This window comes from Neptuniibacter sp. QD37_6, assembly GCF_047778085.1.
Taxonomy (GTDB): Bacteria; Pseudomonadota; Gammaproteobacteria; order Pseudomonadales; family Balneatricaceae; genus Neptuniibacter.
Genome location: NZ_CP180550.1, coordinates 606,825 through 622,780 on the forward strand (window position 1 = coordinate 606,825; position 15,956 = coordinate 622,780).

Annotated in this window: 16 protein-coding genes; all 16 read left to right on the plus strand. The window is 44.3% G+C overall.

Annotated features, from left to right (window positions below; all coding sequences use genetic code 11):
- Positions 1-212 precede the first annotated feature (212 nt).
- Positions 213-473 carry a DUF4212 domain-containing protein gene (locus tag ACMXYO_RS02640; protein ID WP_415883411.1) on the plus strand — a complete coding sequence of 87 codons (261 nt, stop codon included), beginning with the start codon at positions 213-215 and terminating at the stop codon, positions 471-473.
- Positions 474-504: 31 nt separating this feature from the next.
- Entirely contained in the window at positions 505-2,307 is a 1,803-nt protein-coding gene (locus tag ACMXYO_RS02645) for a sodium:solute symporter family protein (protein ID WP_415886906.1), read from the plus strand.
- Positions 2,308-2,388: 81 nt separating this feature from the next.
- Positions 2,389-4,218, plus strand: coding sequence for a putative nucleotidyltransferase substrate binding domain-containing protein (locus tag ACMXYO_RS02650; RefSeq protein WP_415886907.1), 1,830 nt, complete (start codon positions 2,389-2,391; stop codon positions 4,216-4,218).
- A 6-nt stretch (positions 4,219-4,224) separates the two neighbouring features.
- Entirely contained in the window at positions 4,225-4,854 is a 630-nt protein-coding gene (locus ACMXYO_RS02655; RefSeq protein ID WP_415886909.1) for a 3'-5' exonuclease, read from the plus strand.
- Positions 4,855-5,023: 169 nt separating this feature from the next.
- Positions 5,024-5,377: a flagellar hook-basal body complex protein FliE gene (gene fliE / locus ACMXYO_RS02660; protein WP_415886910.1), complete on the plus strand. Its 354-nt coding sequence runs from the start codon at positions 5,024-5,026 to the stop codon at positions 5,375-5,377.
- A gap of 66 nt (positions 5,378-5,443) precedes the next feature.
- Positions 5,444-7,072 (plus strand): flagellar basal-body MS-ring/collar protein FliF, encoded by a 1,629-nt coding sequence (gene fliF, locus ACMXYO_RS02665; RefSeq protein WP_415888064.1) that lies wholly within the window; start codon positions 5,444-5,446, stop codon positions 7,070-7,072.
- The gene (gene fliG / locus ACMXYO_RS02670; protein ID WP_415886911.1) at positions 7,065-8,078 is read left to right on the plus strand and encodes a flagellar motor switch protein FliG; all 1,014 of its coding nucleotides are present in this window, start codon (positions 7,065-7,067) and stop codon (positions 8,076-8,078) included. Before fliF ends, fliG begins: the two co-directional genes overlap by 8 nt.
- A gap of 11 nt (positions 8,079-8,089) precedes the next feature.
- Positions 8,090-8,851 (plus strand): FliH/SctL family protein, encoded by a 762-nt coding sequence (locus ACMXYO_RS02675; RefSeq protein WP_415886912.1) that lies wholly within the window; start codon positions 8,090-8,092, stop codon positions 8,849-8,851.
- Complete coding sequence (gene fliI, locus ACMXYO_RS02680) at positions 8,844-10,241, plus strand: flagellar protein export ATPase FliI (RefSeq protein ID WP_415886913.1); 1,398 nt, start codon at positions 8,844-8,846, stop codon at positions 10,239-10,241. Before ACMXYO_RS02675 ends, fliI begins: the two co-directional genes overlap by 8 nt.
- Positions 10,238-10,681 (plus strand): flagellar export protein FliJ, encoded by a 444-nt coding sequence (fliJ, locus tag ACMXYO_RS02685; RefSeq protein ID WP_415886915.1) that lies wholly within the window; start codon positions 10,238-10,240, stop codon positions 10,679-10,681. Before fliI ends, fliJ begins: the two co-directional genes overlap by 4 nt.
- A gap of 53 nt (positions 10,682-10,734) precedes the next feature.
- Positions 10,735-12,558: a flagellar hook-length control protein FliK gene (locus tag ACMXYO_RS02690; protein ID WP_415886916.1), complete on the plus strand. Its 1,824-nt coding sequence runs from the start codon at positions 10,735-10,737 to the stop codon at positions 12,556-12,558.
- 186 nt (positions 12,559-12,744) lie between these two features.
- Positions 12,745-13,266, plus strand: a complete 522-nt coding sequence (locus ACMXYO_RS02695) for a flagellar basal body-associated FliL family protein (protein WP_415886917.1) — start codon at positions 12,745-12,747, stop codon at positions 13,264-13,266.
- Positions 13,267-13,298: 32 nt separating this feature from the next.
- On the plus strand, positions 13,299-14,276 hold the full coding sequence (fliM, locus tag ACMXYO_RS02700) for a flagellar motor switch protein FliM (RefSeq protein WP_415886918.1): 978 nt from the start codon (positions 13,299-13,301) through the stop codon (positions 14,274-14,276).
- Between the two features lie 35 nt (positions 14,277-14,311).
- Complete coding sequence (gene fliN / locus ACMXYO_RS02705) at positions 14,312-14,752, plus strand: flagellar motor switch protein FliN (RefSeq protein WP_415886920.1); 441 nt, start codon at positions 14,312-14,314, stop codon at positions 14,750-14,752.
- A 3-nt stretch (positions 14,753-14,755) separates the two neighbouring features.
- Complete coding sequence (gene fliO, locus ACMXYO_RS02710) at positions 14,756-15,208, plus strand: flagellar biosynthetic protein FliO (RefSeq protein ID WP_415886921.1); 453 nt, start codon at positions 14,756-14,758, stop codon at positions 15,206-15,208.
- A complete protein-coding gene (gene fliP / locus ACMXYO_RS02715) occupies positions 15,195-15,944 on the plus strand; it encodes a flagellar type III secretion system pore protein FliP (protein WP_415886922.1) in 750 nt (249 codons plus the stop codon). The genes fliO and fliP overlap by 14 nt, the downstream gene beginning before the upstream one ends.
- The last annotated feature ends 12 nt before the right edge of the window (positions 15,945-15,956 follow it).

Sequence of the window (15,956 nt, forward strand, 5' to 3'; positions counted from 1 at the left end):
CAGTGTTAATACCTTTGTCTAGAGTTTTTTGTGGTCTTTTACTACTCAATATCGAGGAAATGCCGTAATACGGCGCTTTGAAGCGATTTTTCAATAGCTTAGAGGAAAGTTGAGTCGACTAAAGTTTAGCTTTGTTTGGCTGCGCTGTTTGTTAGTCTCTTACAGTCTTAAATTTTCACCAATTTTTAAATAACAAAAATAAGGATGGTGTTATGTCAATCAGTAATGAGCAGGCGCAAGCCTACTGGCGTGAAAACTTGCGCATCATTATGACTCACCTCGCGATTTGGTTCGTAGTTTCCTACGGCTGCGCGATCTTGTTTGTCGAACAGCTTAATGCGATTCCGTTCTTCGGCTTCCCACTAGGTTTCTGGTTCGGCCAGCAAGGGTCAATCTTCGTATTCGTCATCTTGATCTGGACATACGTGTTCAGCATGAACAAGCTTGACGAGAAGTATGACGTTCACGAATAACAATAATAATTTCTATTAGGACGGCATTGCTATGAGTCTCGACGTTTTAACATTTCTCTTTGTGGGCGGCTCCTTTGCGCTATATATCGGTATTGCGATATGGGCGCGTGCAGGATCGACTAAAGAATTCTACGTTGCGGGCGGTGGTGTACCACCGGTTGCTAACGGTATGGCGACTGCTGCTGACTGGATGTCTGCTGCATCGTTTATCTCCCTGGCTGGCTTGGTTTCCTTCGTTGGCCGTGACGGTTCTGCTTATCTTATGGGCTGGACTGGTGGTTACGTACTACTAGCACTATTGCTAGCACCTTACCTACGTAAGTTCGGTAAGTTTACAGTACCTGACTTTATCGGTGACCGTTACTACTCTTCTACTGCACGTACAATTGCAGTAGTTTGTACTATCGTAATCTCTTTCACATACGTAGCTGGTCAGATGCGTGGTGTTGGTATCGTATTCTCTCGTTACCTACACGTTGACATCAACACTGGTGTAGTTATCGGTATGGCGATCGTATTCTTCTACGCTGTACTAGGTGGCATGAAAGGTATTACTTATACTCAGGTTGCTCAGTACGTTGTATTGATTCTTGCGTTCACAGTACCAGCATTCTTCCTATCTGCTCAGGTAACAGGTCACTTCCTACCACAAATTGGTTTGGGTGCGACTCTGGATAGTGGTATGTCTGTATTGGCTACTCTTGACCAATTGTCAGTAGATCTTGGCTTCCATCAGTACACTGACGGTAAGAAATCGACAATCGATCTATTCTTCCTAACAGTTGCTCTGATGTGTGGTACTGCTGGTCTTCCACACGTAATCGTACGTTTCTTCACAGTACCTCGCGTAAAAGATGCTCGTCTATCTGCTGGTTGGGCGCTAATCTTCATCGCGCTACTTTACACTGCGGTTCCTGGTGTAGCTGGTTTCGGTCGTGTAAACCTTATCCAGACACTAAACGGTGCTGACGGTACAGGTACTGCGTACACTGAAATGCCTGCATGGTTCAAAAACTGGGAGAACACAGGTCTTCTAGGTTGGACTGACCGTAACGGCGACGGCAAAGTGCAGTATGCTGCAGGTGGTGCGTTCACTTCTAAGAAGCCTGCGTTCACTGAAGAGCGTGGTGAATACGGCCAGCGTCTGACTAGCAATGCTAAAGAAGGTGCTGAGTTCGATGCGGCTAAACAGCCATTCGCAAACGAAGTATACGTAGACCGTGACATCATGGTACTAGCTAACCCAGATATCGCTCAGCTTCCAAACTGGGTAATCGCTCTGGTAGCTGCTGGTGCGGTAGCTGCGGCACTATCAACTGCAGCAGGTCTGTTGTTGGTAATCTCTACAGCGATCTCGCATGACTTGATGAAGAAAACCATCAACCCAAATATCTCTGATAAGCAGGAGCTTATGTACGCTCGTCTGGCTGCTATCGTGGCAATCTGTATCGCAGGTTACTTCGGTATCAACCCTCCAGGCTTCGTGGCACAGGTTGTAGCCCTAGCCTTCGGTCTGGCATGTGCGTCCGTATTCCCAGCTATCATCATGGGTATCTTCTGGAAGCGTCACACTTCTCAAGGTGCGATTGCAGGTATGCTAGTAGGTCTTATCACTACTATGTGCTACATGTACTACTTCGCATTCGGTGGCGGTACTCCATCTGAATACATCATGGGTATCTCTCCAGGTGGCTTCGGTACTGTAGGTGCGATCCTTCACATCATCGTTGGTTTCGTAGTATCCAACATGACTGAAGAACCACCACAGGAAATCCAGGATATCGTAGAAGATCTACGTATCCCACGTGGTGCTGGTGCTGCTCACGATCACTAAGATCGATTAGATAAATCTAAAAAGGGCGCCCAGCGAAGGTTGGAGCGCCCTTTTCTTTTTCCTACAAAGAGGATGTTGGAAATGCCTGATTCTTTCAAAATGACAAATTTGCCATTCAGTTTGCTGGATGAGAAAGAGCAAGATTTACTCCGTTCAAGCCTAGATATTGGTTACTACCAAAAAGGCGAGTACATCATGACGGCGGGTGAAGAGCCCGAAGGCGTCTTTGTTATTTTTAAAGGAAAGGTAGGGGAGAGCGAAGTTCAGGAAGAAGGTAGTGACACACCTGAGCATGTCTTCGTTCATTATACCAATGAGGACTACTTTGGCGGTTGGTCTGCTATTCGGGGTAAAGCAATTCACAATTTTATCGCCGAAGAAGAGACTATCTGCCATATCTTACCGACTAAGATTCTATTGGATCTTATGTCTACAAACGGCTTATTTGCTGATTATTTCCAGCAAAACCTGTCAGCTAAAACTGAGATCGTTCAACAGCACGGCAAAGAGCAGGACATGGCCGAATTTATGTTGGCTAAAGTGTCTGACGGTTTAGTGCGTGAGCCACTGGTTATCCTAGAAGGAACATCTATTCGCGAAGCAACTCTGCTTATGCGCGAGAAAAAGGCAGATTGTATTCTGGTAAAACGTGGTAATCGTTACGGTATGGTTACCGGCACGGATCTGTTAGATGCTGTGGTGGTTAATGAATTAGCGATGGATACTGATTTGGCAGAAATAGCTAGCTATCGCTTAATCACCGTTAGGCCAGATGATTACCTGTTTAACGCTTTGATCATAATGACTCAACAGCATATTGAGCGTGTTGTTGTGATGAAGGATGGAGAAATGTCAGGCATTGTTGAACTGACAGATGTATTAAGTTATTTCTCCAGTCATTCTCATGTGATTGGTTTGCGAATTGAACGTGCACAAACGGTTGAAGATCTAAAAGAAGCTGAAAAAGGCTTAGATGATTTGATTAAGGCGCTTGTGTCGCAAGGTGTAAAAACTCGATTTGTGATGGATCTTTTGGCCGCGATGAACGGTCGTATTATTGCCAAACTGTTCAACATTATGATCCCAAGTGATATGCAGCCACATGTCTGTTTGTTAGTGATGGGTTCAGAAGGGCGTGGTGAGCAGATCATGAAAACAGACCAGGACAACGCCATTATTCATAGGGATGGTTTGGTTTGGCCTGAGATGACTGAAACGCTGAATCGTTTCAGTCAGACTTTGATCGAATTTGGCTTTCCTCCTTGCCCAGGTAACATCATGGTATCTAATCCTGATTGGGTTAAATCTCTGGGCGGTTGGACTCAGATGTTAGGTGATTGGGCTGATCGATGTGATGGCGATTCGCAGATGAATCTCGCTATTGCTGTTGATGCTAAGCCTGTGGCAGGTAACCCAGCTATCTTTAAAGCTAGCCGAAACTGGTTTATGAGACATCTACGTAATAATGATGTCTTCTTCTCACATTTCGCTAAAGCTTCCCTTGAGTTTGATACGCCTTTGACTTTCTTTGGTAACTTAAAAGATAAAGGTCAGTTGGATATTAAAAAGGGCGGAATTTTCCCAATTGTGCACGGGATTAGAACAATAGCTCTAGAGCATCGCATCAAAGTGACAAATACCTTTGAGCGTATAGAGGCTTTGACTGAACTTGGTCAGCTTAAAGAAAAACATGGTAGAGAGATAGCGGAGGCTTTGAGTTTATTTATTAGTCTTCGATTAAGGCAGCAAGTTAAGCGTATGGAAAGCAGTGATACGGGGCACGACCAAACCCCAAATATTATTGATTTACAGTCATTAGATAAGCTTGAAAGAGAGCTCTTACGAGATGCGTTACATATTGTTAAAGGTTTTAAAAAGCATCTTGAGCTTAGGTATCACCTTGGAGGGTAAGTTTTAATGATCATACCCAGAGCGGTAAGAAGAATAAAAGAGAAGTATGACCATAAATCTGGTCCTTATGCGCACCTGTTCGATGCTTATGATGGTGATGAGGTTGTTTCTTTGGATTGTGAAACGACTAGTCTTGATGTGAAGCAAGGTGAGATTGTTTCAATTGGTGCGGTTAAAATAAAAGGTAAAAAGGTTCTAACGAGTGAGCGTTTAGATATTAAGCTTAAACCACCAAAATCCCTGACGGGCGAATCAATTAAAATTCACAAAATTCGTGAAAGTGATTTGGCTGAAGGTATTGATATAGAAGATGCCCTTGAGCAGGTTTTAGAGTTTGTCGGTAATCGACCAATTCTTGGTTACTATGTTAACTACGATATTAGGATGTTGGATAAATTCCTTCGACCCCAATTTGGTTTTGGTTTGCCGAATAAGGCGATTGAGTTGTCCCATGTCTATCACGATATTATTAAATGGAAATCTGTAGGCGGTAATGTCGATCTGCGTTTCGATACGATTTCCAAAAAGTTAGATATCCCGATGCTTGAGAGGCATACGGCTATTGGTGATGCTTTGACCGTAGCGCTGATGTATGTGAGGCTAAAATACGGTGATCCACCAGAAGCGCATTATTAATTAAACGTCAAAAGAATAACGGGCCATTGGCCCGTTTTTTGCTTTGATCTACATATAAAAGTAAAGCTAGGTATATATAGACAAAAAAATGTCGCATTGTTCTTAGTTTATGCCTTGATGAAGTAAATTGACTGGTTATAATGTCAATAAATTGCCGTTGGGTGTGGTTATGGTAGATAGAGCTGACATAAATAGTGTGCTAATGCAGATGAGGACGATTAAGACTCAAGTGCAGAGTGCATCTCCAGAAATGATGTCGGGAATGGTATCAGAGCCAGGCGCTATTAAACCCTCTGATCGTACCGGGTTCGGTGATATTTTAAAAAATGCGGTAGATGCTGTGAGTGAGACTCAAGCGGATGCCAAAAAAATGGCAGTAGCATATGAAAAGGGGGATCCTACTATCGATCTCCCACAAGTTATGATTGCTGCAGAAAAAGCTTCAGTCTCGTTTCAAGCGATGACACAGGTTCGAAATCGATTAGTTTCAGCCTATGAAGACGTAATGAAAATGCCAATTTAACAATAAATAGAATTAACAGGATAAGTGGCAGTGGCAAATAGCGCAGAAACATTAAGCGGAAGCCCAATGCTTGGCTTTAATAAGCTGAGCATTGTTAGGCAGATTGGTTTGATGGTTGGTCTAGCGGCAAGTGTCGCTATTGGTTTTGCTGTTGTTTTGTGGTCGCAAAAACCCGATCAGCGTGTTCTATTTAGTAATCTCAATTTCTCTGATGCTAACCAGATTGTAGAGCAGTTACGTCTCTATAATGTTCCTTATAAGTTTGATGCCGATGGTCGAGCTATTTTAGTGCCAGATGAATACGTTCATCAGGCTAGGCTTAAGCTAGCCTCGGAAGGTTTTACTGCTGATAAAACTGTGGGCTTTGAAATTTTGGATCGAGAGCAAAGCCTTGGTACCAGTCAATTTATGGAAACGACAAAATATCGTCGTGGTCTTGAAGGTGAGCTGGCTAGAACGATCTCTAATATGACGGCTGTGCGTAATGCGCGTGTGCATCTGGCAATTCCTAAAGATACTGTGTTTATTCGCGATACTCGTAAGCCAACTGCATCTGTTTTTCTTGAGCTGTTCTCTGGTCGTCAGTTAGAAAGGGATCAAGTTGTTTCGATTGCTAATTTAGTGGCTTCTAGCATACCCGCTTTAAGCGTCAAAGATGTGACAGTGGTTGATCAACGTGGCCGTTTGTTAAACATGCGTGATAAAGACGTTAATGTGGTATTGGCGGCTAAGCAATTGGAATATACGCGTAACCTAGAAGAAACTATGCTTAATCGCGTTAACAGTATTCTACAGCCTGTAGTGGGTATGGGGCGTTTTCGTGCTGAAGTGTCAGCCGATGTTGATTTTACTGCTGTAGAACAAACCGATGAATTATATAACCCTGATCTCCCTGCTCTTCGTAGTGAACAAACAATGGACGAGTCACGGGTTGGTGGTGTTGCACCTGTTGGTGTTCCTGGGGCTCTATCGAATCAGCCTCCAGGTCCAAGTAGTGTGCCTGAAGAGGCTTCTGGTGAAGGTGTATTAGCTAAAAATGGTGGGCAAGGTTCTTCTCGTAAGCAGGCTACGCGTAACTTTGAATTAGACCGTACAATTAGTTATACCAAACATCAGCAAGGGCGTGTGCGTCGTTTAACTGTTGCGGTTGTGGTTGATGATCTATCGAGTGTCGATCCCGCCTCCGGCGATGCTAAGCGTACACCTTGGCAACAAAATGAGTTGGAGCGTCTGCGTATTTTGGTTCAAGATGCCGTTGGTTACTCTGCGCTACGTGGCGATAGTGTAAATGTTGTTAATACTCCGTTTGTGCCTGAGCAGCCGATTGTTACTGAAGATTTGCCTATTTGGGAGCAGGAATGGATTTGGGATATCGTTAAACAAGTGATGGCTGCAGTATTCGTGCTTGTTCTTGTTTTCGGTATCTTGCGCCCTATCCTTAAAAATCTTGCTTCAGCAGGTACTGCTGGTAATGTTGCAGGCCTTGGCGCTGCGGGTGAAGTGTCTGCTGAGTTAGAAGGCCTTGATGGTGGTGAATTTTCTTCTGATTCGGTTACTTTTGGCAGTGATGATGGCCTTTTGCCAACGCCAAATGAAAGCTTTGATTATCAGTTGAACGCGATTCGTAGTATGGTTGCGGAAGATCCTGCGCGTGTTGCGCAGGCTGTGAAGCAATGGGTAGGTGACGATGAGTGATGAGGCAAATCAGGGTGAATTCAGTGAGATTGATAAAGCTGCAATTCTTCTGATTAGCTTAGGCGAGGCTGATGCTGCTGAAATCCTGAAACATATGGGCCCAAAAGAGGTTCAGATGATTGGGGAAGCAATGGCTAAACTGAACAATATTCCCCAAACAAAGGTGGAATCTGTAGTTGGGGACTTTATGGGTTTGGTGAGTGACCAAACCGGTATTGGCATTAACAATGATATCTATATTCGTTCAATGCTTAATCAAGCATTGGGTGAAGAAAAAGCAAAAACCCTCCTTGATCGTATTTTGATGAGCACTAATACATCCGGTCTTGATACATTGCGCTGGATGGAGCCTCGTCAAATTGCTGAAATTATCCGTTATGAACATCCACAGATTCAGGCAGTTGTTTGTGCTTATCTTGAGTCTGATGCTGCTGCTGGTGTGTTGGCTTTCTTTGATGATAAGCAGCGTCTAGATATCCTAATGCGCGTTGCAGCTTTAGATCGTATTCAACCGCAAGCTCTTCAGGAATTGAATGATATCCTTGAACGTCAATTTGCTGGCGCAAGCGGTGCAAGCTCTGCGACTTTAGGTGGCATTAAAAGCGCTGCTGATATTATGAACTTTATCGATTCAAGCATTGAGGCTGAATTGATGGAAGGTATAAAAGAAAGTGATGAAAATCTTGCTATGACTATCTCTGACCTGATGTTTGTCTTTGAAAATCTGCAAGATGTTGAGGATCAGGGGATTCAAGCCATATTGCGTGAAGTTTCTACGGATGTTTTGGTTGTTGCTTTGAAAGGGGCAGATGTTTCTCTGCAAGAGAAAGTGTTTCGTAATATGTCCAAACGAGCATCTGAATTGTTACGCGATGATCTTGAGGCGAAAGGCCCTGTGCGTGTTTCTGAGGTTGAAGAAGCACAGAAAGAGATTCTGTCTGTGGCGCGTCGTCTTGCTGATGAGGGTGAAATCATCCTTGGTGGCGGTGGCGAAGAGATGCTGTAGGCTTAATGTGTATGACTGAAAATAAAGGTTTTAAACGCATAAAAGCTGATGAGGTAGCAGAACTCATTGGTTGGGAGCTTCCCCAGGTCGCGGGCCAGCATGTTGTTGGTTTACAGCAAAAAGATCCTGTTGAAGTAACGGTCGTAGAAGAAGTTATGGCCGCAGAAAAAATTACCCTTGCTGAACTGGAAGAGATTCGTGAAACAGCGCGAATAGAAGGTCTGGCTGCTGGTATTGAAGAGGGACGCCTTAAAGGGCAAGAAGAAGGGCGCACTCAAGGCGAAGCAGCAGGGCGGGAACAAGGCTATCAAGAGGGGTTTAAGCAAGGGGAGGCAGAAGTTCAACGTCTACAGGCTCTGTTTAGTAATATGATGACGGAATTTCAGTTACCCCTGAAACAACAAACGGCGGCTGTAGAGCAAGAACTTATTAGGATGGTTGTATCTTTGGCCGAAGCGACAATCGGTGTGGAGTTGTCTAATCGGAAAGAGTTGCTTTTAGCTTCTATTCAGAATTCCTTGCGAAGCGTGCCAGAACCTTTAGGTACAGTAACAGTAAAAGTGCATAAAGATGACTTACCTTATTTAGAAAAAATGCTTTTAGTGTCTGGTGTAGTTCTCGAATATATAGTTGATGAGAATATCTCCCAAGGTAGTTATGAGCTTCAAGCTGCAAGTACCTTAGTGGAATATAATTTAGACCAGCATTTTAGTTCGGTAGTTAAGCAGTTCCTTTCAAGCGTTGAAACTGATTCGGCACAATCTCATGAGTGAGCTACTGAGACGCTTATCTCAATATCAAAAAGATCATCTAGATAAACCTCAGCCTCGAATTGAAGGTCGTATTACTCGGATGATCGGGTTAACGATTGAGGCCGTTGGTATAAAGTGTGCTGTCGGTGAGTGTTGTTATATAGAGATTTCACAAGATCAGCAGATCGAAGCTGAAGTGGTTGGTTTTTCTGGTGATCGTATTTATTTAATGCCTTTATATCCCATTGAGGGTCTGCAGTCAGGCACTAAGGTAATTGCTGTCAGTGCTTCAGGTAAAGTGCCTGTTGGTATGAATTTGCTGGGTAGGGTCTTGAATGGAGTTGGTCAACCTATAGATGGTAAAGGTCCTCTTCAACCAGAAGCCGAAACAGGTTTGGCTGGCGAGATTATTAACCCCTTACTCAGAGACCCTATTAAGCAGACGCTTGATGTTGGAATACGTACCATTAACGGTTTGCTTACTGTTGGCCGTGGGCAAAGAATGGGATTGTTTGCTGGTAGTGGTGTAGGTAAATCTGTGCTTCTTGGCATGATGACCCGCTTTACTGAAGCCGAAATAATTGTTGTTGGGCTGATCGGTGAGCGAGGCCGTGAAGTTAAAGAATTTATTGAGCACAGTTTAGGTGATGAGGGCTTAAAAAGGTCTGTAGTTGTTGCCTCGCCAGCAGATGATTCTCCTCTAATGAGGCTGCGTGCATCGCAACTGTCTACTCGAATTGCTGAATACTTCCGTGATCAAGGGAAGAATGTTCTTTTGTTGATGGATTCACTTACTCGTTATGCCCAGGCGCAGCGTGAGATCGCGTTGGCGGTAGGTGAGCCGCCAGCAACTAAAGGTTATCCTCCTTCTGTTTTTGCTAAAATTCCAAAATTGGTTGAGCGTGCCGGTAATGGTGAGGCAGGCAGTGGCTCTATAACTGCTTTTTACACAGTGTTGACGGAAGGTGATGATCAGCAGGATCCAGTAGCTGATTCTGCAAGGGCTATTTTGGATGGGCATGTTGTTTTGTCTCGTCGCTTAGCCGAACAAGGACATTATCCTGCGATTGATATTGAGGCTTCTATCAGTCGAGCTATGCCTCAAATAGTTGAGCCTGATCACCTGCAAATGGCAATGCGCTTTAAGCAACTATACTCAAAGTATAGGCAAAATGAGGACCTTATTAATGTTGGTGCCTATGTGAAGGGGAGTGATCCTGATACTGATTTCGTTATGGAAAATTTGCCTTCAATGAATGCCTTCTTAAGGCAGGGTATTAACGAGGCATTTCCGCTGTTGCAGTCAATGCAACAGATGATTATGGTTCTTACTACACCACCAACACCTAATGCAGAACCGGAGAAACAGCAGTTACGCCGGCCTGCTGTCACTAACGGACTGCAGAAATGAGCAAACGTTCTAAGCGCTTGAAGCTGGTTCTTGATTTGGCTGAAAAAAAGAAGCAGCAAGCAGATCAATTTTTGGCTGCAAGTCGCCAGCGTGTAGATAATGATCAGAAAACGATGGCTCAGCTTGAACAGTATGTTTCTGATTACCAGCAGAGTTATTTGGGCGCGCATGCACAGGGCTGTACAGGTGCTCAGTTACATACACAGCAAGCTTTTTTGCAAAAAATTCAAGATGCTAAGGCAGCTCAAATCAAAGCGATGGAGCAAAACCGAAGGGAACTTGATGTCGTCGAGCAGCATTGGAAGGCGGCTTATGCCCGAGTCAAAGGGTTACAGAAACTCGCAGATAAGGCTGTTGAGAATGAGTTGCTTGAAGAAGAGAAGGCTTTGCAAAAACAGCTAGATGAGCGCTCTCAAGCTATAAAGACTCCATTTATATAAGTTGGCCTTTATCTTGCTTTGTTTAGTTCAGGCAATACTAATAGGAGCCTGAAATGAGTGAGCAAGTATCCCCGTCTGCTGGAGGCGGGTTATTATCTCTTAATTTATCTATATCCCCTCAAAGTTCGATGTCTTCTGCGCCTGGAAGGGTTCCTTCATTGGGTGGTTTCGGGGCAGTTCTTAATCAGCAGACTGATTCTGGAATACCTGTTGCTGAATTTAATGGCGGCGGAATGTTGCCGCATGATGGGAAGGCTTTGCCGCAGAATTTAGAACATTTCTTGCCTGAAGATCGTATGCAGGATCAGCTCCGTCAAATAGCACAGTTATTAGAGCAGCAATCAACTAAAGAATCTCAACTGCCGCCAGAGCTTAGCGCTGAGCTGGCAAAAGCGTTGCGCGAATACACCGAGCAGCAGCCGATATTGCCTACCCAGGGTGATGGGGAGCGGGAGTTGAATGCTATACCCTCAGATACCAGTTCGGATGAAACTGTTTCGGCTTCAATTGATCAGGATGTGACGGTAGCTCGCAAAAATGATCCGGTTGTGGCGAGTCCTTCATCTAATGTTGCTGCGTTGGATTCAGATCCAAGTGCTAAGCTAACCACAACCCAGGAAGAATCTAAAGCTGATCGTGCAGATGTTAATGCAGCTCAAATTTCTTCTACAGGTTCAGTTGATTCCCTAGCACAACCATCTGTAGCGGCTGCGAATGTTGAGTCTGCGCGGCCTAACCCTCAGGGTTCAGTGTCATCAGCTGTATTAAATGAAACAGCTCAGAATTCAGCTCAGAATTCAGCTCAGAATTCAGCTCAGAATTCAGCTCAGAACTCAGCTCAGAACTCAGCTCAGAATTCAGCTCAGGATGGAGTTGGTAAAGGTAATATCGGCGTAGATGCCACTTCCGAAGAGCTTTTAATTGACGCACAGTCACAAAGTCAGCAAGCTGCCCCCCAACCTCAGGCAGTAGCTAATACTGTGACGGATGAAGCGAAGGTAAAGCAGGTAGGCGTCAGTAATCAGTCGTCGAAGGGTGGTGAAGTATTAGTTAACGCTCAGGTAGATCCAAAAGCTGCACCAGTAAGGGCTGAAAATGCAGTGTCTGCTGATGTTGCTGCTGAAACTAAGCCTGTTGATTCTAATGCTAGGAAAAATGAAATAGACGCGGCTAAGGTTTCAAATCGTGCTCTGACAGAATCGTCTGTTCCTGCGCAGGGAATGAAATCAGATTTAGTTCTGAAGCCTCAGCTTGATAACAGTAGTATTCGGAAAATTGAATCTGCTTTGGATATGACTCAGCAGCTATTGCAAAAAGTGGCGGCGAGTGAAAAAGGTGACATGACTGCTACACAGGTAGTGGAGCGTTTAGCTTCAAATACCATAGGGCAGGTGAATTCCGCTTCGCCTACAGCGGCCCAGAAGGTTGTGACCGAGGGGCAAAATCTTATGATGCCTCAAAATGTTAAGGTAAATACTCCTGCTTGGAATAATGCATTGGGCGAGCGAGCAATTATGATTGCTGCCCAAAATACGCGAGTGGCTGAGATTAAATTGGATCCGCCAGAGCTGGGTTCTCTTAATATCCGCGTTAATATAAATCAGGATCAGGTGAGTCTTAACTTTACTTCGCCTCATGCCCATGTCAGGGATGCGGTTGAACAAAGTTTGCCTAGATTACGAGAGATGTTTGCAGAGCAAGGTTTAGCGCTTCAGGACTCTTCGGTTTCTGATCAATCTGCTGAGCAGCAAAGGCGAGAGCAATTAGCAGAAGGGAATGATTCTGGTCAGTATTTGGGAGGTGCTGGTATGGAAGGAGAAGACGGTATTCAGCCAGAAAATGCTAAGTCAGTTTCTTTGGTGGATTACTACGCATAATTGACAAGTTGATGAGTTTTTTGCTGCTGAACGCGATGCTTTTACAAAGCTCTTTAGTCTAAATAGTATTTTTGTGTGCTCTTGATCTTCAGCCTTAAAATCAGTGTGTTATATTAGGCGCAATACTGTTTTTGCGATATGTGGTTCATACTGTAGAGTATCGCGTTTTGTGTTGGAGAATAAGACATGGCTGAAGAGCAGGAAACAGGCGCTGAAAGCGGTGAGAAGAAATCATCTAAACTCAAGTTGATTATTATAGCGGTTCTGGCGCTTGTAGTTGTAGGTGGTGGTGGTGCTGCGGCTGCTTTGTTTTTCTTAGGCGGAGATGAGGAGCCAGCTGAAGAGGCTGCTTCTGCTGAACCAGTCCGAGCTGAGGCGATCTATACCAAGGTAAGAACTATGGGTGGTAAGCCGATGTTTGTTGTGACTCTGCAGTCAAATGACAACAGGCCTCACTATATGCAATTGTATGTTGAGGCCAAGAGCCGTGATCAAGCTGTTGCTGATGCTTTAACCTTGCATATGCCTTTGATTGTTTCGCGTCTAAATAATTTATATAGCACCCAAGAGTTTCGTGTCTTGCAAACAGTTGAAGGTAAAGAAGCTTTATTAGAGAGCTCAACCGATTTAGTGCGTGAAATCATGCAGGAAAAAATTGGTAAGCCGGGCGTAGAAACTATCTTGTTTACTAATATGGTTATGCAGTAATGCTGTTTGGGCTGATAGGAGATTGTTCCTAAATGTCGGTCAAAGACTTACTTTCGCAAGATGAAATTGATGCCCTTTTGCATGGTGTCGATGATGGGGATGTTGAAACCTCTGACGAGGCGGAAGTAGAAGAAGGTGAAGTCCGAGGTTACGATCTTGCCAGTCACGAACGAATTGTTCGTGGCCGTATGCCTACGCTTGAAATGGTCAATGAGCGTTTTGCTCGTTATACCAGAATAAGTCTGTTTAACCTGTTAAGGCGCGCAGCTGATGTGACAGTTGGTGGTGTTCAGGTGATGAAGTACGGCGACTATATTCACACTTTGTATGTTCCTACCAGTATGAACTTAATCAGAGTCAACCCGCTACGTGGTACTGCTCTGTTTATTATGGATGCTAAGCTGGTTTTTAAACTGGTGGATAACTTCTTTGGTGGCGATGGACGTCATGCCAAGATCGAAGGTCGAGAGTTTACACCGACTGAAACACGTCTTATCCATAAAGCGTTAGAGCAATTCTTTTTGGATTTGGAAGAAGCATGGGCTCCGGTTAAAGAGCTTGCTTTTGAACACTTGGGTCATGAGATGAATCCTGCGATGGCCAACGTGATTAACCCAACCGAAGTTGTAGTGGTAAGCTCGTTCCAAGTCGACTTAGAAGGTGGTTCGGGTGAATTTCATGTTGCGATGCCCTATTCAATGTTGGAACCAATTCGAGATGTACTCGTATCTGGTTTTCAAAATAGCGAAGATGAAAAAGATGAGCGTTGGCAGATCGCTCTGCAGCGAGATATTTTAATGGCAGGTTTGCCATTAGAGATGACGTTAGCCCAGCAAAATATGACTTTGCGGGATGTTTTGGAATTGGAAGTGGGTGATGTTATACCTATTGAGCTACCTGAAACATTTGAGCTAAAAGCTAACAAAGTCCCTGTTTATAATTGCACTATGGGTGTTTCTCGAGGGAATTTGGCCGTTAAGATTGTTGATCAAATTCAACGCCCTAAATAATTGTGCAAGCGATAGTACTATAGAGAGCAAAAGCGATGAGTAATGAAAACGAAGACCAGCAAGCGTTAGCTGATGAATGGGCAGCGGCGATGGAAGAGCAGGTCAGTGAAGAGGGCGGCGAAGTTGTCGATCCTGATGCTTTGCTTGCAGAAACAGGTGTAACAGGTGATTCAGTTGAGTTGGATGAATTGACTGATGAAGGTACACCTGTCACAGATCCTAAGCTGGACGTTATCTTAGATATCCCTGTTACTCTCTCTATGGAAGTAGGTCAAACTGATATCCCTATTAGCAACCTATTGCAGCTAAATCAGGGTTCTGTAATTGAGCTTGATCGTGTAGCTGGTGAACCCTTGGATGTTATGGTCAACGGAACGCTAATCGCACATGGTGAAGTGGTTGTTGTGAATGATCGATACGGTATTCGACTGACCGACGTGATCAGCCCTCAAGAACGAATCAAGCGCCTTAAGTAATTTATGCGTTCTTGGTTGTTATGCCTGTTTGTTAGTCTTTCGCCTACAGCTTTTGCGTTGGGTGTTGAAGCTGCTTCGGGTGCAAAGCCTTCAGTTGTGCCTGCTACAACTTACCAAGAGCCGTTTTCTACGGCTGCTCTAACACAGTTGTTACTTGGCTTGCTGTTTGTCATTGGTCTCATTTTTCTCCTTTCCTGGTGTTTTAAGCGGTTCAGTGGTGTTACGCCAATGGCTCGCCATATGAAAGTTTTAAGTGTGTTGCCTTTGAGTACGCGTGAAAAAGCGGTGTTAGTCCAGGTTGGGGATAAGCAGCTATTACTGGGCGTAGCGCCTGGTCGAGTTTCTCATCTTCACTCTTTTGAAGAACCTATTGTGGATGATCAGCCGAATGAGAGCTTTGCTGCGCGTCTAGGCGAGGCGATATCAAAGCGACGGAGTGTCGATGAAGCTGATTAAATTAGTTTCAATTATTTTTCTTACTTTTATTTTTCCGCATCTAGCAAGCGCTGCTGATGTGGGGATTCCGGCTGTAACGCTAACAACCGGAGAGAATGGTGAAAGCAACTATAGTGTGACGCTACAGGTGCTTGCACTCATGACTATGCTGACATTCCTGCCAGCAATGCTCATGATGATGACCTCTTTTGCTCGAATTATTATTGTCTTTGCGATTCTTCGACAGGCTTTGGGGCTGCAGCAGACGCCATCGAATCAAATCATGGTGGGTATGGCGATGTTCTTGACGCTGTTTATTATGACTCCGGTGCTAGATAAGGTATATGTACAAGCTGTGCAGCCTTACGTTAATGAAGAGTTAGGCGTATTAGAGGCGCTTCAAACGGCAAGTGGTCCGTTTCGTGATTTTATGATGCTTCAAACTCGTGAAAGTGATCTTGAGCTCTTTATGAGAATTTCAGGCACGCCGGCCGTAGAAACAGCCGAACAGATTCCTTTTACTGTATTGGTCCCTGCATTCGTAACGAGTGAATTAAAAACAGCCTTTCAAATTGGTTTTATGCTGTTTATTCCATTTTTGGTTCTCGATTTGGTTGTTGCCAGTGTATTGATGGCTATGGGTATGATGATGCTGTCACCGGTAATTATTTCGTTACCGTTTAAAATTATGCTATTTGTATTAGTGGATGGTTGGGCGCTGGTGATTGGAACATTAGCTGCCAGTTTTGGAATATAGCTAAGGAGGAAA

Bases quoted from the DNA above. Each gene is read 5' to 3' on its own strand.
- ACMXYO_RS02640 (WP_415883411.1), top strand. From the start codon at position 213: ATGTCAATCAGTAATGAGCAGGCGCAAGCCTACTGGCGTGAAAACTTG.
- ACMXYO_RS02645 (WP_415886906.1), top strand. From the start codon at position 505: ATGAGTCTCGACGTTTTAACATTTCTCTTTGTGGGCGGCTCCTTTGCG.
- ACMXYO_RS02650 (WP_415886907.1), top strand. From the start codon at position 2,389: ATGCCTGATTCTTTCAAAATGACAAATTTGCCATTCAGTTTGCTGGAT.
- ACMXYO_RS02655 (WP_415886909.1), top strand. From the start codon at position 4,225: ATGATCATACCCAGAGCGGTAAGAAGAATAAAAGAGAAGTATGACCAT.
- fliE (WP_415886910.1), top strand. From the start codon at position 5,024: ATGGTAGATAGAGCTGACATAAATAGTGTGCTAATGCAGATGAGGACG.
- fliF (WP_415888064.1), top strand. From the start codon at position 5,444: ATGCTTGGCTTTAATAAGCTGAGCATTGTTAGGCAGATTGGTTTGATG.
- fliG (WP_415886911.1), top strand. From the start codon at position 7,065: ATGAGTGATGAGGCAAATCAGGGTGAATTCAGTGAGATTGATAAAGCT.
- ACMXYO_RS02675 (WP_415886912.1), top strand. From the start codon at position 8,090: ATGACTGAAAATAAAGGTTTTAAACGCATAAAAGCTGATGAGGTAGCA.
- fliI (WP_415886913.1), top strand. From the start codon at position 8,844: ATGAGTGAGCTACTGAGACGCTTATCTCAATATCAAAAAGATCATCTA.
- fliJ (WP_415886915.1), top strand. From the start codon at position 10,238: ATGAGCAAACGTTCTAAGCGCTTGAAGCTGGTTCTTGATTTGGCTGAA.
- ACMXYO_RS02690 (WP_415886916.1), top strand. From the start codon at position 10,735: ATGAGTGAGCAAGTATCCCCGTCTGCTGGAGGCGGGTTATTATCTCTT.
- ACMXYO_RS02695 (WP_415886917.1), top strand. From the start codon at position 12,745: ATGGCTGAAGAGCAGGAAACAGGCGCTGAAAGCGGTGAGAAGAAATCA.
- fliM (WP_415886918.1), top strand. From the start codon at position 13,299: ATGTCGGTCAAAGACTTACTTTCGCAAGATGAAATTGATGCCCTTTTG.
- fliN (WP_415886920.1), top strand. From the start codon at position 14,312: ATGAGTAATGAAAACGAAGACCAGCAAGCGTTAGCTGATGAATGGGCA.
- fliO (WP_415886921.1), top strand. From the start codon at position 14,756: ATGCGTTCTTGGTTGTTATGCCTGTTTGTTAGTCTTTCGCCTACAGCT.
- fliP (WP_415886922.1), top strand. From the start codon at position 15,195: ATGAAGCTGATTAAATTAGTTTCAATTATTTTTCTTACTTTTATTTTT.